This is a genomic window from Brevundimonas abyssalis TAR-001, assembly GCF_000466985.1.
Classification (GTDB): domain Bacteria; phylum Pseudomonadota; class Alphaproteobacteria; order Caulobacterales; family Caulobacteraceae; genus Brevundimonas; species Brevundimonas abyssalis.
Window position 1 is genome coordinate 102,059 of record NZ_BATC01000002.1, and the last position, 20,194, is coordinate 122,252.

The window sequence follows — 20,194 nt, forward strand, 5'->3', positions numbered from 1 at the left end:
GGATATCAGGCCTCGGGGGCGTAGCCGGTCTCGACCTTCAGCCAGCCGATCAGATCCCGGCGGTCCGTCTCGTCGCGGACCCCGGCGAAGGCCATCTTGTTGCCGGGCAGGAAGCCGCGCGGATCGTTCAGCCAGGCGTCCAGTTGCTCCGCCGTCCAGGTGAAGTCCGCCTCGCGCAGAGCGGGGGAGTAGTTGTAGCCTCCACCGACCCCGCCTGCCGCCCGAACACGCCCCACAGGTTCGGTCCCGTCAGGTTCGGCCCGCCCTCGGGCAGGGTGTGGCACGACCGGCACCGGGCGAAGACTCGCCGGCCGTTCTCCGTGTCGGCTTCGCTATAGGGGCCGGGCAGGGACGCCAAGATCACTGCGCGCTCCTCGTCGCTCAGCACACGGGGTTCGGGGGGCGGCGCCGCGGCTGGTGTGGCCGCCGTGTCCGAGGCAGGGCTGTCCGATTGCCCGCAGGCCGTCATCACAAACGCGGCGGAGACCGCCAGCCAGCCACAGGGCTTCATCGCGAACCTCGAAGGTGATGGTGCCGGTTGCAGGAATCGAACCCGCGACCTTCGGTTTACAAAACCGCTGCTCTACCAGCTGAGCTAAACCGGCGCTTCGGCGTGGGGTTATGAGGGGTGCGGCCCGTGACCGCAAGCCGTCCGATCAATCCAGTTCCGCCGCGATCCTGTCGGCCAGTCCACGCAAGGCGTCCGCCTCCGCCATGGGGGCATGGCCGTGGCCCTTGAGGGCGCGGTCGGCCCAGCGGGGGACGATGTGGACATGCAGATGAAAGATGGTCTGGCCGCCCGCTTCGCCGTTGAACTGGCTGATGGTGATCCCGTCGGGTTTCAGCGCCTTGTCGACAGCCTTTGACAGCCGCCGCACCGCCTCGGTGATCCTCGCGAGCACGTCGGGTTCGATCTCCAGCACGTTACGGGCGGTGGAGGTCTTCGAGATCACCAGCACATGGCCCTCGGACTGCGGAAACACGTCCATGAAGGCCAGAACGTGCTCGTCCTCCCAGACCTTCACCGCCGGGATGTCGCCCCGCAGGATTTTCGCAAAGATGTTGTCCGGGTCATAGGCGCCGTGAAGGCTCATGGGCGTGCTCCTGTGGTTTGGCTGAGCATAGGTCAGGTGGACCGGAACGGCGAGTATTCCGCCGTCATGGCCTCGATCTCGGCGGCGACGGCCGGGCGTTCCTGATCCAGATAGTTGGCCACCGGCTCGCGCAGCAGAGGGTCGGCGATGTGGTGGGCCGAATAGACCGGCGTGGGCAGATAGCCGCGGGCCATCTTGTGCTCGCCCTGGGCCCCCGCCTCGACCCGGGACAGGCCCCGCGCGATGGCGAACTCGATGGCCTGATAGTAGCACAGCTCGAAATGCAGGAACGGCCGGTCCTCCAGCGTTCCCCACTGGCGGCCGTACAGGCGTCGCGGCCGATGAAGTTCAGCGCCCCGGCGATGGGCCGTTCGCCGTCGAAGGCCATGACCAGGGCGATGCGGTCGCTCATGCGCTCGCCGATCAGGCTGAAGAAGGCCCGGTTCAGATAGGGCCGGCCCCATTTCCGGTCGCCGGTGTCCAGATAGAACGCATGGAAGGCGTCCCAGTGGGCCTCTGTGATGTCGCCGCCGGTCAGCACGCGGATGTCCAGACCCGTCTGCGCCTCCCGCCGCTCGCGCCGGATGGTCTTGCGCCGGGAGGAGGAGAGGGCGGCCAGGAAATCATCGAACCCGGCGTAGCGTCGTTGCGCCAGACGTACTGCATGTCCTGCCGCAGCAGCAGGCCCTGTTCGCCCATCAGCCGCCATTGACCGACGTCCGGAAAATTCACGTGCAGGGAGGAAGCGCCGGTGCGGTCGCACAAAGTACGCGCCCCTTGCAGCAGGGCGGCGCCCACCGTGGCCGCGTCGGTCTCCGGCGCGTTCAGCAGGCGCGGCCCTGTCACCGGGGTGAAGGGAACCGCCGACAGCAGCTTGGGATAGTAGCGACCACCCGCACGCTCATAGGCGTCGGCCCAGGCGTGGTCGAAGACGTACTCGCCCTGGCTGTGGCCTTTCAGATAGAGCGGCATGACGCCCAGCACGGCGTCGTCGGGCCCATGCAGGGACAGATGGCGCGGGCCCCAGCCCTGCGCCTCCACCGCACAGCCCGCGTCCTCACAGGCGTCAAGGAAGTCATAGCCCACGAACGGGTCGCCAGTGGGCGCCGCGCAGACGTCCCAGGCGTCGCGTCCGATCTGATGGATGCGGCCGTGGACCTTGAGGATGAAGTCGGCGTCGGTGCTCACCGCACCTCGACGACGGCGTCCACCTCGACGGCGAAGCCAGCGGCAGGCGATAGACGCCCACGGCCGAGCGGGCGTGACGGCCAGCATCGCCGAACATGTCCACCATCAGGTCGGAACAGCCGTTGATGACCTTGGGAATCTCGATGAAGTCGCCCGCCGCCTGGACGAAGCCGCCCAGCTTGACGATGCGGACCACCCGCTCCAGGTCGTCGTCGCAGGCGGCCTTGATCTGGGCCACCAGATTGATGCCGCACAGGCGTGCGCCGGCCACCGCGGTCTCCAGGTCCACGTCGTCGCCGACGGTGCCCTTTATCCCGCCGTCAGCGTCGTTCGACAGCTGGCCCGAGATGTGGACCAGATTGCCGGCGCGCACGAAGGGCACATAGTTGGCCACGGCGGCGGCGGGCTTGGGCAGGTCGATGCCGAGGTCTTTGAGGCGGGCTTCGATGGTCATGAGGGCTCCTGAGGCTTTGCACGGGATTTAGACGTCCCGCCGCCCGGCTTCAACGCCCGCCCGGCCACCACGGCTCCCGCGCCGTACTTTTCCCTCAGGGCGTCGATGGTGGTTTCGGTCTTCAGGGCGCGGGTCTGGTCGTCGGCGAACAGTCCGGCGGGGGCGTCCTCGGCGTCCACGATGTCGGCCATGCCGATGCCGATCAGCCGCCACGGACGGCCGATCTCGGGCTTCAGCAGTTCGCGGCCTACGGCGAACAGGCCCCGCGCGGTCTGGATCGGGTCGGGCACTGTGCGCCGCCGTGTGTAGAGGCGGAAGTCGGTGGCGCGCAGCTTCAGCACGATCACCCGGCTGGCCACCCCGTCGCGCCGCGCCTTGGCCGCCAGCTTCTCGCACAGGGGCCACAGCTCGGCCTCCAGGTCCTCCAGCGCGGCCAGGTCATCGTTGAAGGTGGTCTCGGCGCTCATGCCCTTGCGGTCATGGTCCGGGTTCACCGGGCGGGCGTCGCGGGCGTGGGCCAGATCGTGCAGGCGAAGGCCGGATTCCCCGTAGCGCCGCACCAGATCCTTGACCTCCGCGCGGGCCAGGTCGCCGACGGTGGCGTAGCCGTCGCTGCGCAGGCTTTTCGAGAACACCTTGCCCACACCGGGCAGGATGGTGACCGGCTTGTCGGCCAGCAGGCTTTTCGCTTCGGCCGCGCCGATGACAGAGAACCCGCGCGGCTTGTCCAGTTCCGACGCGATCTTGGCCAGGAACCGGTTGGGCGCCAGGCCGATGGAGACGGTCAGACCGGTCTCACTCTCGATCTGCTTCTGCAGCCGGATCAACTGGAACGCGGGCGGGCCGCCGTTCAGCCGTTCGGTGCCTGACAGATCGGCCCAGGCCTCATCCAGCGACAGGGTCTGGATCAGGGGCGTCAGTTTGGCGAGCGCGCCCAGAATGCGGCCGCTCTCGTGCTTGTACCTGGCGAAGTCGGGCTTGATCACCACCGCGTCAGGGCAGGCCTTCAGCGCCTTGAACATGGGCATGGCCGAGCCCACGCCGTACAGCCGCGCCACATAGCAGGCGGTGGACACCACGCCCCGCTTGCCGCCGCCCACGATCACCGGCTTGTCGCGCAGCTCGGGCCGGTCGCGCTTCTCCACCGAGGCGTAGAAGGCGTCGCAGTCCAGGTGGGCGATGGTCAGGCGGTCCAGTTCGTCGTGAACGACCACGCGCGGCGACCCGCACGCCGGACAGCGCGAGACGATTCGTTCGCCGGTCCATAGACAGTCGCGGCAGATGGCCTTCATCGCCGGTGTTCGCCCTTCACGCCAACTTAAGGATGACCGGTCATGATGATGCCTGAATAAGACGCGGCCGGTCCTTACGCATACAGGGGCTGGCGAAGCGTGTCGGCAGGGAACAGACCGGTCGGTGATGATGTCCAAGAAAGTCCTCATCGTCGAGGATAACGAGCTGAACATGAAGCTCTTTCATGACCTGCTCGATTCCCAGGGCTACGAGACCCTGCAGACCCGCGAAGGTCTGCAGGCTCTGGCTCTCGCACGCGAGCATCGCCCCGACCTGATCCTGATGGACATCCAGTTGCCGGAGATTTCCGGCCTTGAGGTCACCAAGTGGCTCAAGGAAGACGAGGATCTGGCCCATATCCCCGTGGTGGCGGTCACCGCCTTCGCAATGAAAGGCGATGAGGAGCGCATCCGCGAGGGGGGGTGTGAAGCGTATATCTCCAAGCCCATCTCGGTGATGGGGTTTCTGGATACCGTGAGACGGTATGTGGCGTAACGAGGCAGGCCTATGACCGCGCGCATTCTGGTGGTCGACGACGTCGAGGCGAACGTCCGCGTGCTCGAGGCCAAGCTGACGATCGAATACTATGACGTCCTGAAATGCTCCGATGGGCCGACCGCGCTCGAAATCGCGGCCCGAGACCAGCCCGACATCATCCTGCTGGACGTCATGATGCCCGGCATGGACGGATTCGAGACCTGCCGCAGGCTGAAGGCCGACCCCGTCACCCGCCACATCCCCGTGGTCATGGTCACGGCCCTCGACGGCCGGGAGGACCGCATCAAGGGATTGGAGGCCGGGGCCGACGACTTCGTCACCAAGCCCATCGACGACGTGGTGCTGTTCGCCCGCGTCCGCTCCCTGAGCCGGCTCAAGCTCGTCATGGACGAACTGCGCGAGCGCGAGGAATCCGGGCGCCGTCTGGGCCTCGAGGAGGGCTCGGCGCGGATGCGCGGCATCGGCGGGCGCGTCCTGATCGTCGACGACAACGAGCGTCAGGCGAAAAAGATCTTCGATCAGCTCAAGGAAGAACACCGCCCGGTGATCGAATCCGACGCCGGCAACGCCCTGATGGCGTCGCGCGGGCCCGTCGACCTGATGATCATCAATGCGGCGGCCGAGAGCTTCGACGGCCTGCGTCTGGCCGCCCACATCCGCTCGGCCGAGGCCAGTCGACACCTGCCCCTGCTGATCATCATCGAGCCGGAGGACCGGACGCGTCTGGTCAAGGCGCTGGAGCTGGGCGTCAACGACGTGCTGACCCGGCCCGTGGACGCCCAGGAGCTGGCCGCGCGCGCGCGCACCCAGATCCGGCGCAAGCGCTACACCGACTTCCTGCGCGACAAGCTGGATCACAGCCTGGAGATGGCGGTCACCGATCCGCTGACCGGGCTTCACAACCGGCGCTACATGACCACCCAGCTGCAGGCCTTGGCCACCCGCGCCTCGCGCGGCGGCGAGCCGGCGGCGGTGATGGTTCTGGACATCGATCACTTCAAGGCGGTCAACGACGGCTTCGGCCATGACGCGGGCGATGAGGTGTTGCGGGAGTTCGCCGTGCGCCTGGCCACCAATGTGCGGGCCATCGACCTGCCGTGCCGCTACGGGGGCGAGGAGTTCGTGGTGGTCATGCCCGGCGCCTCGCTGGCCGCCGCCGAGCGGGTGGCCGACCGCATCCGCCGCGACATCGGCGGCGCCCCGTTCCGCATCATGGGCGGGCGCGAGCTGCTGACGGTCACCATTTCAGCGGGCGTAGCGGCGACGGACGGTCCCTATGACACGCCCGAAGCCCTGCTGAAGCGCGCCGACGAAGCGCTCTACGAGGCCAAGGCTTCCGGCCGCGACCGCGTCATCGCCAAGGCCGCCTGAGGCTTCAGACCACCAGGGTCCAGCCGAGAGGGCGCAGGACCTCCATGGGGCGGAAGCGGCCCTTGTAATCCATCTTGGCGGAGCCCTGCACCCAGTAGCCCAGATAGACATAGGGCGCCGCGATCAGCTCCGCCTGACGCAGGTGGTCCAGCACGGCGAAGACGCCGAGACTGCGCCGCTCCAGCCTGGGATCGAAGAAGCTGTAGACCATGGACAGTCCGTCCGAGAGCAGATCGGTCAGGCACACGGCCACCAACTCGCCCGGGCCGCCGTCGTCGGAGGGCAGACGGTATTCGATCAGGTGGGTCCGCACGGCTGTGTCCTCGACCATGGCCACATAGTCCTGCCAGGTCATGTCGGTCATGCCGCCGCCGGGGTGGCGCGTGGTGAGGTAGCGGCGCAGCAGGTCGAACTGCTCCATGGTGGCCTCGGCCTCGACCAGGGCGCGGCTGAGGTCGGCGTTGCGGTTCAGCACCTTGCGCTGGGACCGGCTGAAGACGAAGTCGGCCACCGGCAGGCGCACCGAGACGCAGGCGTCGCAGGTCTCGCAGGCGGGGCGGTAGGCGATGTTCTGGCTGCGGCGGAAGCCGGCGCTGGTCAGTTGGTCGTTGACGTCGGCGCCCTCGGAGAAGGGCAGGTTGGCGAACACCTTCCGCTCCACCTGCCCGGGCAGGTAGGGACAAGGCGCGGTGGCGGTCATGAAGAACCGCAGCTGCCGTGTCGGAATGTGTCGGGTCACGCTCCCATAACCTGCATGAAATCAGGCCGATACTCAGACCTGGATGGATTTGGGGCCAAATCGCCGCCCGCCGCAAGCGCGTTCGCGCGAGAGGCGGGGCGGCGGGTCACAGACTGGTGTCCGCGGGCAACACCGGCGCCTCGCGCAGCAGCACGATGGCGATGCGGCGGTTGCCGGCCAGGGTGGGGTCGTCGGGATAGAGCGGGTCGGAGCCCGCCTTGCCCGAGACCTGATAGACCCGGTCCGGATCGACCCCTGCGCCCTGAAGGATCTGGCGCGAGGCGTCGGCGCGGGACGAGGACAGGGACCAGTCGCCCGGGGCGCTGGCCCGGCGCTGGCCGTCCGCTGCGCTGGTGTGGCCGGTGACGGTGACGCGGTTGGGCAGCTGGTTGATGACCCGGGACACGGCGCGCAGCAGCACCCGGGCCCGCTCGTTGGGCTGGGCCGAGTTGTTGTCGAACATGGACCGGCCTTCCTGATCCACCAGCTGGATGCGCAGCCCCTCGGGAGTCTGGTCGATGATCAGGTGGCGCGACAGCTCGGCCAGCTCGGGCATGTCCTGCATGGCCTGGCGCAGGGAGGCGGCGGCGCTGGCGAACTCCTGGGCCTCGCGGCGGGCGATCTCCTCGCGCAGTTCGTTTTCGGTGGCGGCGGCCAGGTTGCTGCTCTGGCCAGCGTCCTCGGTCTGGTCGGGGGCTTCGGGGGCCAGCTGTTCGATGACCGAGCGGGAGCCGGAGCCCTGGGCTCCGTCGTCGCCCAGGGCGGTGCCGCCCAGAATGCCGCCCGAACCACTGGTGGTGGACGAGACGCTGGCGGGGGCGAAGTACTCGGCGATGCCGCGCTTCTGCTCCGGGTCCGTGGTGTTGATGAGCCACATCAACAGGAAGAAGGCCATCATGGCGGTGACGAAGTCGGCGTAGGCCACCTTCCACGCGCCGCCATGGTGGCCGTGGCCGCCGCTCTTCTTGACCTTCTTGATGAGGATCGGACGATCGCTCATGGACATGGAACGCACCCCGCAATGGTGAGTCGATCCTGCCTGAATGAGGTTAAGGCGGGGTTTCCCGAAACGGGACGGTTGCCACCGCCGCCCGCGCCGCCTAGGTCCGGGTGAGCCGACCGTGGAGCCTGCGTGACCATCGATCCCCAGACCGACGCCGACACGCCCGAGCCCGTGGCCTATCGCCGGGCGCTGGGCGGCTTCGCCACCGGCGTGTGCGTGGTGACGGCGGACACCGCCGACGGCCCGCTGGGCATCACCATCAACAGTTTCACCTCGGTGTCGCTGGAGCCCCGTCTGGTGCTGTGGTGCCTGGACGAGGGGTCGCAGCGCGCCAGGCGTTCGCCGGGGCCGAGCGGTTCAGCATCCATGTGCTGGGCGCCGAAGACCGGCGCATGGCGGCCCGGTTCGCGCGGGGCGACTGTATGCTGGCCGAGGAGGAATACGACCGGGTGGGCGAGGGCGCGCCGCGCCTGAAGCACGCGATCACCCGGCTGGACTGCCGCACCTGGCAGCGCCTGCCCATGGGAGACCACGTCACCATCGTGGGCGAGGTGGAGAGCTTCCAGGTGGACGGGGGCGACGCCTGGTCTTCTTCCGGGGTCATTACGGACGCATGGGGGAGAACAGCCTGTGAAGATCGCATTCGCCGGACTGGGGGTCATGGGCGGGCCCATGGCCGGGCATCTGGTCAAGGCCGGGCACGCGGTGACCGGCTTCAACCGCTCGCCGGACAAGGCGCGGGCCTGGGCCGACAGGACGGGCGGGGCCCTTGCGGCCACCGTGGCCGAGGCGGCGGCGGGGGCCGAACTGTTGATGCTGTGCGTGGGCAATGACGACGACGTGCGTCAGGTCACAGCCGAGGCCCTGCCGCATCTGGCGGAGGGCGCGGTGATCGTGGACCACACCACCACCTCGGCCACGGTGGCCCGCGAGATGGCGGCGCTGGCGGGCGAGGGCGGACGGGCCTTCATCGACGCCCCGGTGTCGGGCGGACAGGCGGGCGCCGAGAGCGGCCAGCTGACGATCATGGCCGGCGGCGACGCGGCGGCCTTCGCCCGGGTCGAGCCGGTGCTGGCGGCCTATGCGAAAGCCATGCGCCTGATGGGGCCGTCGGGGGCCGGGCAGTTGACCAAGATGGTCAATCAGATCTGCATCGCCGGGGTGGTCCAGGGCCTGGCCGAGGCGGTCCACTTCGCGCAGAACGCCGGGCTGGAGCCCGAGGCTGTGCAGGCCGCCATCTCCAAGGGAGCGGCCCAGTCGTGGCAGATGGACAACCGCTGGGCCACCATGAGCCGGGGGGAGTTCGACTTCGGCTTCGCCGTGGACTGGATGCGCAAGGACCTGGGGCTGGTGCTGGACGAGGCGCGCGCCAACGGCAGCCACCTGGCCGTGACGGCGCTGGTGGACCAGTTCTATTCCGAGGTCCAGGCCATGGGGGGAAACAGGTGGGACACGTCCAGTCTGGCGGCGCGGCTGCAGGACCGGAAGCCGGGCGAGTAGGCGCCCCTCTGTCATCCCGGCCGTAGCGAAGCGGAGAGCCCAGCTTTTGTCATCCCGGATAACGCCTGACGGCGTTTCCGGGATGACAAGGGGCTCGTCCTGCTGCGGCCGGTGCGGGCTCGGGCTCCGGGGCGATGAAGGGGGCGGGCTGGTCGGCGCGGCGCCAGCCCTCCTTGCTGGCGCGCCAGCGGAAGGTGCGCAGGCTGAGGCCGTGGCGTTCGCAGACCTCGGGCGCGCCGCCCCCGGCCAGATAGTCGGCCTTGGCGGCGGCCCAGCGGGCGCGGGCCTTGCTTGTGTCGAAGACGGGCGGGCTGTCAGGCAGATATCGAATGGACATCCCGCCAGTGTGAGGCGCCCGGGAGCAGCGGGATGAAAAACAGGGTCCGGAGGCGCCGACCCCTTGTGGGCTGCGGCATTGGCTCCGGAAAATGCGGGATTATCGTGGCTCTGTAGCACCGCAGTCAGGCTTCCGCTCGCGCATTGTCCACCGAAGACGGTTTCAAACGGGGTCGCTCCAGTAGGCCCGGTCAAAGACCTCGGGCGTATCGTCCTCCATGGCGGTGACGAGGGCTGTGGCCGACGGCATGTGAGGCTCCCCCCGGTGCGGCCAGCCCAATCGGGCTTCAATTTCGCAGAGGAGGCCCTCCCCGCCGTTGGCCGCATGCAGCAAGGTCGTCACAAGGAGGCCGGCGCCGGCCCTGTCCCGCGGGCCCGAGCGCAAGCCGGCGAGCCGCGCCCGCGCCAGCGCCAGATGGCCGTGCAGCTCCACCGCTCGCCCCAAGATGTCGCGCGGCATCAGCCCCGAGGACGAAACAAGGCCCGGCCAGGTCTGCGGCTCGCTGAGCGCGTGCATGTCGAGGAAAAGCTGGTCGATCGGTACACCGTCCGCCTGACGGCGCGCGAGGGCCTCGGCCAGGCCAGCGGCCTCGGCGCAGAGCCCGCGGGCCTCGGCGTGCAGGACGCCCAGAAGCGTTCGGGTCCGTCTGCGCTCCCTGAGCCATGCCGCAAGGACGGCGGCCAGCAGGATGACGACGGTCGCCGAGGTCGCGATGTCGGCCATGTCCATGGTGGAGTCTCCCCTGATGTTCCGTGAGGGAAGATGGGGGCCGTCCCAACCCGGCCAAGCCGCCGTCACGGACCGTCAGGGCCGGTGCATCAAGAGTCGGCGCGAGAACGCGCCCGGTCTGATTGCGGACGATCCGGCTAGCGACGGCCCATGCAGTCGATCCAGCTCAGCGCGCGGGTGACGCCGCCAAGGCTGAACCAGGCTTCGGCGGGGCCGACCTCGCTCTGGTAGGTCCAGCGCATGACGTTGGCGCGGCGGCGCCCGAAACAATGGCGGAGACGGTCGCGGCGTCGGTGATCTCGAACAGGTTGAGGTTGTTGGTCTGGAGCGGGGCCTTGCCGGTCAGGTCGATCCTGCGGGAGCCGAAGGCGATCGACATGGGCTGACCGTCGTCGGCGTTCATCGGCGTGACCGCGACCAGTTCGACGACATAAGCGGCGCCAGGCGTCGGGCGGGCGATGCGGAATTGCTGGGCGTAGGCCGCCTGACCCGAGGGATCCGTCAGGGCCAGGACGACCGAGCAATAGCCGTCGGGGCGGCAGGCGCCGAGGCTGTTGTCGAAATTGGCGCGGGTCTCGTCGAAGCGGGTGTGGACGGTCGCCCCGCACTGCTGGGCGGCCTCGGCCGCGCCGGCGGCGGCGATGAGAACGGCCGCCAGAACGGTCGTGCGGATCAGGGTCATGGCGGGTCCTTTGCGTGAACCTTTGCGGTTCCCCGGCAGCGGAGCATGCGCCCCGGGGGGCGTCAATCGGGCGCCATCTGTCTGGAAGACGGCGCGGCGCCTTTGACCGGGTTCGACCCATTGCGGACACGAGAGCGGCGATTGCACGATGGAGCTACACAACCCGAATAACCAGTGTCCAGCCGGTGACTGCGACGATGACCGCTAAAGCCAGCGTCTTTGGACGCAGCTTCTTCAGTGCCTCCTTTCCGAAGTAGTTTTGCATCGTCGCGACGGCAATCATGAAAGCCGTAACGCCACCAAAGAGCGCGACCCAGAAAAGCGTTTTTTGCCAAGGATGGACAAAGAACCACTCCCCGTGATCGCTCATCCCAGCCGTCATGCCAGTTGCGGGGTCGGGGACGGACGAAGCTGCCCTTGCGATCTGGATGTAGAACCAAAACGCACCCAGTCCGACTGCCCAAGCTTGATAGGCGACGTATCCGAGGACGGCTTCTAGGCGGTTCAGCATCCCGACCCTCTCATGACGCCTTTAACTTACAGCAAAACGTCAGGGCGGGACAACGTCCGCTACCCACCCAGTGCGGACCTTCCGAACGTCCGGTCCGGGGGTGTCCGCCTCCGCCCGCGCGCTCCGTTCCTCAGAGCGTCGAGACCCCCGCCTCGCCGTCCTCGTCGGCCCAGGCCACCCGGGTTCCGTCCGGGCTCATGGCGAGGGCGGCGATGGGGGCGCCGCGGTCGGCGCGGATGTAGTTGAGGCCCTGGGCGGCGGGTTCGGCGACCCAGACGCGGCCGTCGGACAGGCCCGCGGCCAGCTTGGCGTGGTCCAGGGCGGCGGCGACCAGGAGCACCTGGGATCCGGCGTCGTAGCCGATCTCGGTGGCCTCCTTGCCCATGGGGCCGTTGGCGCCGACGAACGGCCACAGCACGGTTCCCTGGGCGCCCGAGGTGGCCAGCAGCGCCCCCTTCGAGAGGAAGGCCATGGCCCGCACCTTGGACGGATAGCCGCCCATGCGCATGTCCTTTGAGTCCTTCAGCCGCCAGCCGTGCAGCTGGGCGTCCTGCATGGTGGTGACGACGAAATTGCCGTCGGGGGAGAAGGTGACGCCGGTGTGCGACCCGGCCCATTTGAGGAAGGTCGGCTTCTGCTTTTCGATGCGCGCGAACCACAGGGCCGCGCCGCCGTAGGTGGCCGCCGCCAGCCGCCGTCCCTTGGGATCGAAGGCCAGGCCCGAGACGGTGCGCTCATGCTCGAAGGTGCGGCGGAAGGCCGGGTCCTTGACGTCCAGAACCGTCACCGTGCGCCCGGCGGAAAAGGCGATCAGGCCAGAGGCGGGCGATGTGGCCACGGCGTCGATCCAGGCGCCTTTGCCGCGGCGAGCTGGCCCGCGTCCTCGCGCCGGCTCCACACCAGCTTGCCGTCGTCGCCGCCGGTGACGACGCCCTCGCCGGAGGGATGGATGGCGGCGGACAGCACCGGGCCGTCGTGGGCGTCCACGCGCTCGCCGCTGGCGAACCGCACCGCCCCGTCGCCGAGGGCGAAGACGGCGCCCTGATGGTCGAACAGGGCGGCGGTGGGCTGGGCGTCGAAGGAGAATTGGCTCACGCGGCGCAGGCCTCGAAGCCGGCCCTGAGCGCCGCCTCGTCGAGGTCGCGGCCGATGAAGACCGCGCGGCTCCAGCGCCGCTCCTTTTCGCCCCAGGGCTTCTGCAGGTCGCCCTCGAGGATCATGTGGACGGCCTGGAACACCAGCCGCCGGTCCTCGCCCGCCACCTCGATGATGCCCTTGGCGCGCAGGATGTCCTGGCCCTTTGTGGCCAGCAGCTCGTCAAGCCAGCGGGTGAATTTCGCCCCGTTGATGGGCCGGTCCAGCGACAGGCTGACGCCGCGGATGTCGTCGCCGTGGTCGTGGCCGCGCGGGCCGTGCCCGTGGTCGTGGTCATGATGGTGGTGGTCGTGATCATGGTCGTGATCATGGCCGCAGTGATCGTCGTGCACATGGCCCGGCTCGCCGTGGGCCGGGTTGGCGAAGGCGGGGCGGATGTCGGTGATGCGCTCCAGATCGAAGCCGCCCAGCCCCAGCACCTGATCCAGCGGCACATCGGCCCGCTGGGCCCGCATCACCGGGGCGATGGGGTTCAGGGCGCGCAGGCGGGCCTCGATGGCCACGAGCTGCGCCTCGTCCACCAGATCGGTCTTGTTCAGGATGATGCGGTCGGCGAAGGCGATCTGCTCGCGCGCCTCGCGGGAGTCATCCAGCCGCGCCATGATGTGCAGGGCGTCGGCCAGGGCCGTGACGCTGTCCAGCCGGGTCTTCTCGCGCACCTCGTCGTCCACGAAGAAGGTCTGGGCCACCGGGCCGGGATCGGCCAGGCCGGTGGTCTCGACGATGATGGCGTCGAAGGCGGGCTTCCCCGGACGCTGGCGCTTCATCAGGCCCGAGACCACCCGGATCAGGTCGCCGCGCACGGTGCAGCAGACGCAGCCGTTGTTCATCTCGAACACGTCCTCGTCGGCGCCGACCACCAGATCGTTGTCGATGCCGATCTCGCCGAACTCGTTGACGATCACGGCGTAACGCTTGCCGTGGTCCTCGGTCAGGATGCGGTTGAGCAGGGTGGTCTTGCCGGCGCCGAGGTAGCCGGTCAGCACGGTCACGGGTGTCTTGTCGGTCATGAGCGCCAGATGGCGCCTGCGGAGCCCGCGATCAAGCGCCGCTTCAGCAGTCGGGGCAGTCGGCCTGCGCCGCGTCCTCGATCTGGAAGGTGGTGTGGGCGACGCCGAAACCGGCCGCCGCCTTCTGGGCGCGGGTCAGCAGGTCGGGGGGCGCGTCCGCGCTGCGCACCAGATGGGCGGTCAGGGCGGCGTCGGTGGTGGACAGGCCCCACACATGCAGATCGTGCACCGCCGCCACGCCGGGCAGGTCCAGCAGCGCCTGACGCACGGCGCTGACATCCATGCCCGCCGGGGCCCCGTCCATCGCCAGGGTCACCGAGTCCTTCAGCAGCCCCCAGGTGGCCCACAGGATCACCGCCACGATCACCAGGCTGATCATCGGGTCGATGATGGTCCAGCCGCTGAACATGATCACCAGCCCCGCCGCCACCACGCCCAGGGACACCGCCGCATCGGCCATCATGTGCAGATAGGCCCCGCGCACGTTCAGGTCCTTGTGCTGGTCCTTCAGGAACAGCAGGGCGGTGCCCAGGTTGATGAAGAAGCCGATGCCCGCCACCACGACGATGAAGCCGGACGCCACCTCCACCGGGTTCATCAGCCGCTGGAACGCCTCCCAGCTGATCCAGCCGCAGGCGAGCAGCAGCAGGATGGCGTTGGCCAGGGCGGCCAGCACCGTGCCCTTGCGATAGCCGTAGGTGAGGGAATCCCGCGCCCGCTTGCGCGCCAGCCAGGCCGCGCCCCCGGCCAGGGCCAGGGCCAGCACGTCCGACAGATTGTGCCCGGCGTCGGCCATCAGGGCGGTGGAGCCGCTGACCAGGCCGGCCCAGAACTCGACGATCACAAAGCCCAGGTTCAGGCCCAGCGCGACCACATAGCGCCAGTCGCCGGTGTTCACCGGCCCATGATCATGGCCGTGGCCATGGGCGTGCCCGTGTCCATGCCCGTGATGATGATGGTGGTCGTGCGCCATGACGGTCAGGCTTAGAGCATGATCGTTTCGGACGGAACCGCGCAGCGGTTCCGGCTGAAGCGTGAATCATGCTCTCGCTTTCATCTGGCGCCTGATTCACGGCATCGGCGGAATCGCGAGGCGATTCCGCCTCAACCGATCAGGCGCCTAGAGCGGACCGAAGGCCACGAGAAGGCCCAGAATGATCAGGGCGGCGCCGAGGATGGCGCCCTCGAACCGCGCCAGACGCTCCAGCCTCAGCAGGGACGCGCCCATGAAGGCCGCCCCGGTCAGGAGCACCATGCCCAGGATGGTGCCCGCCGCGAAGGCCAGGGTCAGCAGGATCAGGCCGTGCAGCCCGTGCTGGGCGCCGGACAGATAGAGCGGCAGCAGCACCTCGCCCGGCGACAGGGCCAGCAGGGCCATCAGGCCCAGGAAGGCGGCCCGGTCCGACACCGCCCGCCCCGGCTTGTCCCGGCCCGGCTCATCCCGCGCCGCCGAAGCCCGCGTCCGCAACGCCCGCACCAGATAGTACGCCCCGAAGCCGAACATCATGGCCGCCGCCAGCCACGGCAGCACCCCGGCCAGCCGCTCCTCCAGCGCCAGACCGGCCGCCACGATCAGCCCGCCGACGATCGCCGTGGAGATCACATGCACCATGCCGGCAAGGGCCGCGGCGCCCAGGGTCATGCGCGCGCGCCATCCCTGGGCCCGCCCCACCAGCACGAAGGGCAGCCAGTGGGTCGGCAGGGCGGCGTGCAGGAAGGCGGCGACGAACCCGCCCCAGATCAGGGGCGCCAGCAGGCTTTCGGCGGCGGCGGGGTCGGTCATGGCCGCGCCCCATAGCGCGTTATTCTGTAACGCACGACCCCTGATCCATCGGCCGTCTCGCCGCAGGGCGCGCGGGCCGCTGGATTTCCGCCGCGGGCCGGGCCACATGGGGCTTCACGCCAACCGCCAAGCCACGGACGCCGCCCTTGCAATCCCTGCGCGCCCTTCTCGCCTCCCGCCGCACCGAGCAGGTCATCACCGCCCTGATCGTGCTGAACGCCATCATCCTGGGGCTGGAGACCAGCCCGGCGGTCATGGCCGGCTGGGGGAACTGGCTGCTGTGGGCCGACCGCATCCTGCTGACCGTGTTCGTGATCGAGATCGGTGCGCGGCTGGTGGTGCACCGGCTGGCCTTCTTCCGCGATCCGTGGAGCCTGTTCGACTTCGTGGTGGTGGGGGTGGCCCTGGTCCCGGCCACCGGCGCGTTCTCGGTGCTGCGGGCCCTGCGCGTGCTGCGGGTGCTGCGCCTGATCACCGTCGCGCCGTCGCTGAAGCGGGTGGTCTCGGCCCTGATCTCGGCCCTGCCCGGCATGGGCGCCATCGTCATGCTGCTGGCGCTGGTCTTCTATGTGTCGGCGGTGATGGCCACCATGCTGTTCGGCGAGAGCTTCCCCCAATGGTTCGGCAGCCTGGGGGCCTCGGCCTATTCCCTGTTCCAGATCATGACCCTGGAAAGCTGGTCCATGGGCATCGTGCGGCCGGTGATGGAGGTCTATCCCTACGCCTGGGCCTTCTTCGTGCCGTTCATCCTGGCCACCGCCTTCACCATGCTGAACCTGTTCATCGGGGTGGTGGTCTCGGCCATGCAGGAAGAGCACGACGATCTGCTCAAGGCCGATCACGAGGAGGTGGAGGCCCACCTGCGCCAAGCCGCGGCCGAGCGCGAACAGGCCCGCACGGAATCCGCGGCCGAGGCCCGCGCCATGACCGACGAGCTCAAGGCCATGCGCGCCGAGATGGCCGAACTGCGTGACCTTCTGGCGCGGCGGGGCGCCTGATTCAGTCCGTCCAGCCCCACGGGGCGGGCGGCGCCGCGATCTCGCGGGTCAGGTCGAACTCCACCCGATAGGCGCGCGGCGTGCCCACGCGCACGGCCGCATAGATGAAGCGGTCGTCCTGCACCTCCATGAACCAGACGCTGGGGTGGGAATTGGGCATGCGGTCCCAGGTGGCCTGATCCGCCGGGAACATCTTGATGCGGTCATTGCCCGGATTGGGCGTGAAGCCCCCGTACTGGGTGGCGTCCTCCTCGGAGCCGTCCGCGTGACGGTGGTCGTGGCGCAGTTCGATGCGGCCGTCCTCATGGCGGGTCAGCACCCAGGTGCGGGACAGGTCGTCGCCCACCACGAAGGGAATGCGGATGCGTTCCGGCGAGCAGTCCCGCACATGCATGACCAGGGCCCGGCCCTCGAAGGCCGTGTCGCCCTCGGGCGCCTGGACCAGGGTTCCGCCGAACGCCTTGCCGCACAGGGCGGTGAGATTCGCCCAGTAGGCGTCCACCGGGTCGGCCGTCGCCGGCTGGGCGGTCATGACCAGGGCGGCGGTCGCGGCGAGGGCGGAAAGACGGCGTGACATGAAGCGCTCCTTGATGGACTGGCCGGAGACAGCTTGCCCGGCCTGTCCCCGTCAGGCCATAGTCCGGTCGAACCGGCGGCGAACACCCTTGCCCGATGGGAAAATCGGGGTCCATTCCCCCGTTTCGCGTTGACTCAAACCGGCCTGTCCGTATATGTCGCCGCTCTTCGCCCGCAGGGTCACCTCGCGGGCGCACATCTTTTTGCGTTCCAGCCGAGGCTTAATATGTACGCGGTGATCAAAACCGGCGGCAAGCAATACCGGGTCCAACCGGGTGACGTGATCGTGGTCGAGAAGCTCGACGGCGACGCGGGCTCTGACGTCAGCTTCGGCGAAGTCATGATGCTGGGCGGCGACAAGGGCGTGACCCTGGGCGCGCCGCTCATCAAGGGCGCCTCCGTGGCGGCCACCCTGGTCGAAACCCGCAAGGGCGAGAAGATCAAGATCTTCAAGAAGATCCGCCGTCAGGGCTATCGCCGCACCAACGGCCATCGCCAGATGGAAAGCGTGCTGCGCATCACCGGCATCGAAGGCGACGGCCAGTCGGCCAAGTGGGACGGCAAGGCCGAGGTTCTGACCAAGGCCGAAATGAACGCTCGCGCCCGCGGCCTGGCCCCGCGCGTCGAGGCCGAGCCGAAGAAGGCCCCCAAGGCCAAGGCTGAAGCCGCTCCGGCCGAGACCGCCGAAGCGCCCGCCAAGAAGGCTCCGGCCAAGAAGGCCGCCGCCCCCAAGGCTGAAGCCAAGACCGAGGCCAAGGCCCCGGCCAAGAAGGCGCCCGCCAAGAAGGCCGCGCCCAAGGCCGACAAGGAATAGTCCGGCGCCCACCGCGCCACGTTTAGATTACACTGCGCTCAAGCAGCGAGGCTCCGCGAGCCGAGCGATAGCGCACTAGGGAAGATGGAGCAGACCCATGGCTCACAAGAAATCCGGCGGTTCGTCGCGTAACGGTCGCGACTCCGAGTCCAAACGCCTCGGCGTGAAGAAGTTCGGCGGCGAGCGCGTGCTGGCCGGCAACATCATCATCCGCCAGCGCGGCACCAAGTGGCACCCCGGCGACAACGTCGGCCTGGGCCGTGACCACACCATTTTCGCCCTCGTACAGGGTGCGGTGAAATTCACCACCAAGCAGGGCGGACGTTGTTACGTCTCCGTGCTTCCGGCCGAACAGGCCGTGGCCGCCGAATAGCGCGAATCCAGGAAATCTCCCGGATCGCGCTGGCCAGAATAGCAGCGATCCGGACCAGGGAAATATTCCGCGGGGAGTCTGGATCGACCAGGCTCCCTTTTTCGTTTCCCCGCCTCGAGAGACCGGTCCGAGCCCTCCAAGGAGACCGGCGTGAGTTGAGGCTTCGCCCATGTGCGTCATAGAAACCTCCCCCGTCATCGAGACGCGGCGCCTGGCCCTGCGCGCGCCGGGCGCTCACGACATCTCCCGCATCGCCCAGCTGGCGGGCGATCCCGAGATCGCGCGCATGACCTGCCGCATGCCCTCGCCGTTCCGCACCGAGGACGCCGAGGCCTTCGTCATGAACGTGGCCATGCAGGACCCGCGCCGGGCCAACACCTTCGTCATCGAACACGAGGACCACGGCCCCGTCGGGGTGCTGGGCCTGTTCCACGACAAGGACCGCGCGCCGGAGATGGGCTACTGGATCGGCAAGCCCTTCTGGGGCCGGGGTCTGGCCACGGAGGCGGCGCAGGGCGCCCTGGCCTGGGCCAAAACGCGCTGGAGCAAGAAGGCGGTCGTGGCCGGACACTTCACCGACAATGCCGCGTCGGGCCGGGTGCTGGAGAAGGCCGGCTTTCTCTACACCGGCGAAACCCGCCGCCAGTTCAGCCGCGCCCGCAACGCCGAGGTGGACACCCGCATGATGCTCTGGCTGGCCTGACGACGGGTCACGGGCGGGGGAGATCGCTGCTGTTTCGCTTGAGCCGCGTCGCGGGCGCTGGCACGGTCGGGGGATGACGGATCCTTCGATGATCTCCCCCTTTCCGCCCATGGCGCCGCCGCCCCGGCCGGTGCAGCCGGGCCTGTATCTGGTCTCCACGCCCATCGGGAACCTGCGCGACATCACCCTGCGGGCGCTGGACGTGCTGAAGGCCGCGGACCTGATTCTGGCCGAGGACACCCGGGTCACCGGCAAGCTGTTGTCCGCCTATGGCCTCAAGGCCCGGCTGGAGCGATGCGACGACCACGCCTCGGAACGGGCCGCCGGGGGCGCGGTGGAGCGGGTGCGCGAGGGTCAGGTGGTGGCGCTGGTGTCGGACGCCGGCACGCCCATGGTGTCGGACCCCGGCTTCGTGGTGGCCCGGGCCATGATCGCGGCGGGTCTGCCGGTGCATCCGGTGCCCGGCCCCTCCAGCCTGCTGGCGGCGCTGGCGGTGGCGGGCCTGCCCGCCGACCGGGTGCTGTTCGCCGGCTTCCTGCCCGCCAAGAGCGGCCAGCGGCGCACGGCGCTGGAGGCGCTCAAGCCCATCCGCGCCACCCTGGTGTTCTTTGAAAGCGGGCCGCGTCTGGCGGGGAGTCTCGCCGACATGGCCGCCGTGCTGGGGCCCCGCCCCGCCGCCGTGGCCCGGGAGCTGACCAAGCTGTACGAGGAGTGCGTGCGCGGCGATCTGGTCCAGCTGGCCGCCAAGCCGCAGCTGGACGGCCCGCGCGGTGAACTGGTGGTGGTGATCGGCCCCGGCGAGGACGAACAGGCCAGCGACGCCGACGCCGACGCCGCCCTGGTGGACGCCCTGAAACGGGCCGGTCCGGCCGATGCGGCCTCCGAAGTCTCCAAGGCGCTGGATCTGCCGCGCAAGACCCTCTACCGCCGCGCCCTGGCGCTGCAGGGCAAGGACCCGGCCTGATGCGGCCGCCCCCCGCTCCGGTGCGTGCGAAAGCGCCGTGGCGGATCGGGCTGGGCGCCAGGGCGCACAAGGCGGGGCACGCAGCCGAATGGCTGGCGGCGGCCTGGCTGATGGCCAAGGGCTATCAGGTGCTGGGCTTCCGCCTGAAGAGCCGGGCGGGCGAGATCGACCTGCTGGCCCGGCGCGGCGGCGTGCTGGCGGTGGTGGAGGTCAAGCGCCGCGCCACCCTGGATCAGGCCCTGACCGCCCTGAGCGAAACCCAGAAAGCACGCCTGCTGGCGGCGGGGCGGGCGGTTGCGAGAAACCGGCCCTCGCTCAAGACCCTGTCATTGCGGCTGGACATGGTGGCGCTGGCGCCCGGCCGCTTTCCCCGTCATGTTCGGGGCCTGTCGCAGGACACTCTGAGACGATCGTGAGGT

At 69.1% G+C, this 20,194-nt stretch carries 22 protein-coding genes, 1 tRNA gene and 5 pseudogenes; 11 read left to right on the forward strand and 17 right to left on the reverse strand.

Going from position 1 to position 20,194, the window contains the following annotated elements:
* Nucleotides 1–5: 5 nt before the first annotated feature.
* From MBEBAB_RS18210 to MBEBAB_RS01045, 6 genes and pseudogenes are all read right to left on the reverse strand, one after another.
* A complete protein-coding gene (locus tag MBEBAB_RS18210; RefSeq protein ID WP_306301970.1) occupies nt 6–236 on the reverse strand; it encodes a c-type cytochrome in 231 nt (76 codons plus the stop codon).
* A gap of 293 nt (nt 237–529) precedes the next feature.
* A tRNA-Thr gene (locus tag MBEBAB_RS01025) sits at nt 530–605 on the reverse strand.
* A gap of 51 nt (nt 606–656) precedes the next feature.
* Complete coding sequence (locus MBEBAB_RS01030; protein ID WP_021696061.1) at nt 657–1,094, reverse strand: HIT family protein; 438 nt, start codon at nt 1,092–1,094, stop codon at nt 657–659.
* 32 nt (nt 1,095–1,126) lie between these two features.
* Nucleotides 1,127–2,282 (reverse strand): annotated as a pseudogene (locus MBEBAB_RS01035) (GNAT family N-acetyltransferase).
* A pseudogene (locus MBEBAB_RS01040) lies at nt 2,279–2,736 on the reverse strand (RidA family protein). Before MBEBAB_RS01040 ends, MBEBAB_RS01035 begins: the two co-directional pseudogenes overlap by 4 nt.
* Entirely contained in the window at nt 2,733–4,028 is a 1,296-nt protein-coding gene (locus MBEBAB_RS01045) for a DNA polymerase IV (RefSeq protein WP_021696063.1), read from the reverse strand. The pseudogene MBEBAB_RS01040 and the gene MBEBAB_RS01045 overlap by 4 nt, the downstream one beginning before the upstream one ends.
* A gap of 130 nt (nt 4,029–4,158) precedes the next feature.
* On the opposite strand from MBEBAB_RS01045, the gene MBEBAB_RS01050 reads away from it, so the two are divergent.
* Entirely contained in the window at nt 4,159–4,524 is a 366-nt protein-coding gene (locus MBEBAB_RS01050) for a response regulator (RefSeq protein WP_045318632.1), read from the forward strand.
* A gap of 12 nt (nt 4,525–4,536) precedes the next feature.
* On the forward strand, nt 4,537–5,898 hold the full coding sequence (locus tag MBEBAB_RS01055) for a PleD family two-component system response regulator (RefSeq protein WP_021696065.1): 1,362 nt from the start codon (nt 4,537–4,539) through the stop codon (nt 5,896–5,898).
* A gap of 4 nt (nt 5,899–5,902) precedes the next feature.
* On the opposite strand, the gene MBEBAB_RS01060 is transcribed toward MBEBAB_RS01055, so the two are convergent.
* Entirely contained in the window at nt 5,903–6,637 is a 735-nt protein-coding gene (locus MBEBAB_RS01060) for an arginyltransferase (protein ID WP_045318615.1), read from the reverse strand.
* Nucleotides 6,638–6,743: 106 nt separating this feature from the next.
* Nucleotides 6,744–7,643 (reverse strand): flagellar motor protein MotB, encoded by a 900-nt coding sequence (locus tag MBEBAB_RS01065; protein WP_021696067.1) that lies wholly within the window; start codon nt 7,641–7,643, stop codon nt 6,744–6,746.
* 216 nt (nt 7,644–7,859) lie between these two features.
* On the opposite strand from MBEBAB_RS01065, the pseudogene MBEBAB_RS17885 reads away from it, so the two are divergent.
* The 3 genes and pseudogenes from MBEBAB_RS17885 to MBEBAB_RS01075 all read left to right on the forward strand — a co-directional run.
* Nucleotides 7,860–7,907, forward strand: a pseudogene (locus MBEBAB_RS17885) (hypothetical protein); the annotation flags it as partial.
* A gap of 125 nt (nt 7,908–8,032) precedes the next feature.
* Nucleotides 8,033–8,158, forward strand: a pseudogene (locus MBEBAB_RS17890) (flavin reductase family protein); the annotation flags it as partial.
* A 112-nt stretch (nt 8,159–8,270) separates the two neighbouring features.
* Entirely contained in the window at nt 8,271–9,140 is an 870-nt protein-coding gene (locus MBEBAB_RS01075; RefSeq protein ID WP_021696069.1) for an NAD(P)-dependent oxidoreductase, read from the forward strand.
* Between the two features lie 49 nt (nt 9,141–9,189).
* On the opposite strand, the gene MBEBAB_RS01080 is transcribed toward MBEBAB_RS01075, so the two are convergent.
* The 8 genes and pseudogenes from MBEBAB_RS01080 to MBEBAB_RS01115 all read right to left on the reverse strand — a co-directional run bounded on the left by MBEBAB_RS01080 (nt 9,190) and on the right by MBEBAB_RS01115 (nt 15,347).
* Nucleotides 9,190–9,477 carry a hypothetical protein gene (locus tag MBEBAB_RS01080; protein ID WP_021696070.1) on the reverse strand — a complete coding sequence of 96 codons (288 nt, stop codon included), beginning with the start codon at nt 9,475–9,477 and terminating at the stop codon, nt 9,190–9,192.
* Nucleotides 9,478–9,639: 162 nt separating this feature from the next.
* Nucleotides 9,640–10,206: a hypothetical protein gene (locus tag MBEBAB_RS01085; RefSeq protein ID WP_021696071.1), complete on the reverse strand. Its 567-nt coding sequence runs from the start codon at nt 10,204–10,206 to the stop codon at nt 9,640–9,642.
* Nucleotides 10,207–10,372: 166 nt separating this feature from the next.
* Complete coding sequence (locus tag MBEBAB_RS01090; RefSeq protein WP_021696072.1) at nt 10,373–10,888, reverse strand: hypothetical protein; 516 nt, start codon at nt 10,886–10,888, stop codon at nt 10,373–10,375.
* Between the two features lie 154 nt (nt 10,889–11,042).
* Nucleotides 11,043–11,399, reverse strand: coding sequence for a hypothetical protein (locus tag MBEBAB_RS01095; protein WP_045318616.1), 357 nt, complete (start codon nt 11,397–11,399; stop codon nt 11,043–11,045).
* Nucleotides 11,400–11,529: 130 nt separating this feature from the next.
* Nucleotides 11,530–12,494, reverse strand: a pseudogene (locus MBEBAB_RS01100) (WD40 repeat domain-containing protein).
* Nucleotides 12,491–13,564 carry a CobW family GTP-binding protein gene (locus tag MBEBAB_RS01105; RefSeq protein WP_021696074.1) on the reverse strand — a complete coding sequence of 358 codons (1,074 nt, stop codon included), beginning with the start codon at nt 13,562–13,564 and terminating at the stop codon, nt 12,491–12,493. Before MBEBAB_RS01105 ends, MBEBAB_RS01100 begins: the two are co-directional and overlap by 4 nt.
* A 43-nt stretch (nt 13,565–13,607) precedes the next feature.
* Entirely contained in the window at nt 13,608–14,537 is a 930-nt protein-coding gene (locus MBEBAB_RS01110) for a cation diffusion facilitator family transporter (RefSeq protein ID WP_021696075.1), read from the reverse strand.
* Between the two features lie 147 nt (nt 14,538–14,684).
* Complete coding sequence (locus tag MBEBAB_RS01115) at nt 14,685–15,347, reverse strand: hypothetical protein (RefSeq protein ID WP_021696076.1); 663 nt, start codon at nt 15,345–15,347, stop codon at nt 14,685–14,687.
* A gap of 146 nt (nt 15,348–15,493) precedes the next feature.
* On the opposite strand from MBEBAB_RS01115, the gene MBEBAB_RS01120 reads away from it, so the two are divergent.
* Nucleotides 15,494–16,345: an ion transporter gene (locus MBEBAB_RS01120; protein WP_021696077.1), complete on the forward strand. Its 852-nt coding sequence runs from the start codon at nt 15,494–15,496 to the stop codon at nt 16,343–16,345.
* A gap of 1 nt (nt 16,346) precedes the next feature.
* Here the strand turns inward: MBEBAB_RS01120 and MBEBAB_RS01125 are convergent, their stop codons facing one another.
* Nucleotides 16,347–16,922 carry a hypothetical protein gene (locus MBEBAB_RS01125; RefSeq protein ID WP_021696078.1) on the reverse strand — a complete coding sequence of 192 codons (576 nt, stop codon included), beginning with the start codon at nt 16,920–16,922 and terminating at the stop codon, nt 16,347–16,349.
* Nucleotides 16,923–17,147: 225 nt separating this feature from the next.
* On the opposite strand from MBEBAB_RS01125, the gene rplU reads away from it, so the two are divergent.
* The 5 genes from rplU to MBEBAB_RS01150 all read left to right on the forward strand — a co-directional run bounded on the left by rplU (nt 17,148) and on the right by MBEBAB_RS01150 (nt 20,191).
* Nucleotides 17,148–17,735, forward strand: coding sequence for a 50S ribosomal protein L21 (gene rplU / locus MBEBAB_RS01130; RefSeq protein WP_021696079.1), 588 nt, complete (start codon nt 17,148–17,150; stop codon nt 17,733–17,735).
* Nucleotides 17,736–17,832: 97 nt separating this feature from the next.
* Nucleotides 17,833–18,108 carry a 50S ribosomal protein L27 gene (gene rpmA, locus MBEBAB_RS01135; protein ID WP_021696080.1) on the forward strand — a complete coding sequence of 92 codons (276 nt, stop codon included), beginning with the start codon at nt 17,833–17,835 and terminating at the stop codon, nt 18,106–18,108.
* A gap of 169 nt (nt 18,109–18,277) precedes the next feature.
* Nucleotides 18,278–18,811: a GNAT family N-acetyltransferase gene (locus MBEBAB_RS01140; RefSeq protein WP_021696081.1), complete on the forward strand. Its 534-nt coding sequence runs from the start codon at nt 18,278–18,280 to the stop codon at nt 18,809–18,811.
* 88 nt (nt 18,812–18,899) lie between these two features.
* Nucleotides 18,900–19,775: a 16S rRNA (cytidine(1402)-2'-O)-methyltransferase gene (gene rsmI, locus MBEBAB_RS01145; RefSeq protein ID WP_021696082.1), complete on the forward strand. Its 876-nt coding sequence runs from the start codon at nt 18,900–18,902 to the stop codon at nt 19,773–19,775.
* A complete protein-coding gene (locus tag MBEBAB_RS01150; RefSeq protein ID WP_081703366.1) occupies nt 19,775–20,191 on the forward strand; it encodes a YraN family protein in 417 nt (138 codons plus the stop codon). The genes rsmI and MBEBAB_RS01150 overlap by 1 nt, the downstream gene beginning before the upstream one ends.
* Nucleotides 20,192–20,194 lie beyond the last annotated feature (3 nt).

Bases quoted from the DNA above. Each gene is read 5' to 3' on its own strand.
- MBEBAB_RS01055 (WP_021696065.1), top strand. From the start codon at position 4,537: ATGACCGCGCGCATTCTGGTGGTCGACGACGTCGAGGCGAACGTCCGC.
- MBEBAB_RS01125 (WP_021696078.1), bottom strand. From the start codon at position 16,922: ATGTCACGCCGTCTTTCCGCCCTCGCCGCGACCGCCGCCCTGGTCATG.
- MBEBAB_RS01050 (WP_045318632.1), top strand. From the start codon at position 4,159: ATGTCCAAGAAAGTCCTCATCGTCGAGGATAACGAGCTGAACATGAAG.
- MBEBAB_RS01110 (WP_021696075.1), bottom strand. From the start codon at position 14,537: ATGGCGCACGACCACCATCATCATCACGGGCATGGACACGGGCACGCC.
- rplU (WP_021696079.1), top strand. From the start codon at position 17,148: ATGTACGCGGTGATCAAAACCGGCGGCAAGCAATACCGGGTCCAACCG.
- MBEBAB_RS01045 (WP_021696063.1), bottom strand. From the start codon at position 4,028: ATGAAGGCCATCTGCCGCGACTGTCTATGGACCGGCGAACGAATCGTC.
- MBEBAB_RS01080 (WP_021696070.1), bottom strand. From the start codon at position 9,477: ATGTCCATTCGATATCTGCCTGACAGCCCGCCCGTCTTCGACACAAGC.
- MBEBAB_RS01085 (WP_021696071.1), bottom strand. From the start codon at position 10,206: ATGGACATGGCCGACATCGCGACCTCGGCGACCGTCGTCATCCTGCTG.
- MBEBAB_RS01140 (WP_021696081.1), top strand. From the start codon at position 18,278: ATGTGCGTCATAGAAACCTCCCCCGTCATCGAGACGCGGCGCCTGGCC.
- MBEBAB_RS01105 (WP_021696074.1), bottom strand. From the start codon at position 13,564: ATGACCGACAAGACACCCGTGACCGTGCTGACCGGCTACCTCGGCGCC.
- MBEBAB_RS01115 (WP_021696076.1), bottom strand. From the start codon at position 15,347: ATGACCGACCCCGCCGCCGCCGAAAGCCTGCTGGCGCCCCTGATCTGG.
- rsmI (WP_021696082.1), top strand. From the start codon at position 18,900: ATGATCTCCCCCTTTCCGCCCATGGCGCCGCCGCCCCGGCCGGTGCAG.
- MBEBAB_RS01095 (WP_045318616.1), bottom strand. From the start codon at position 11,399: ATGCTGAACCGCCTAGAAGCCGTCCTCGGATACGTCGCCTATCAAGCT.
- MBEBAB_RS01090 (WP_021696072.1), bottom strand. From the start codon at position 10,888: ATGACCCTGATCCGCACGACCGTTCTGGCGGCCGTTCTCATCGCCGCC.
- MBEBAB_RS01150 (WP_081703366.1), top strand. From the start codon at position 19,775: ATGCGGCCGCCCCCCGCTCCGGTGCGTGCGAAAGCGCCGTGGCGGATC.
- MBEBAB_RS01065 (WP_021696067.1), bottom strand. From the start codon at position 7,643: ATGTCCATGAGCGATCGTCCGATCCTCATCAAGAAGGTCAAGAAGAGC.
- rpmA (WP_021696080.1), top strand. From the start codon at position 17,833: ATGGCTCACAAGAAATCCGGCGGTTCGTCGCGTAACGGTCGCGACTCC.
- MBEBAB_RS01030 (WP_021696061.1), bottom strand. From the start codon at position 1,094: ATGAGCCTTCACGGCGCCTATGACCCGGACAACATCTTTGCGAAAATC.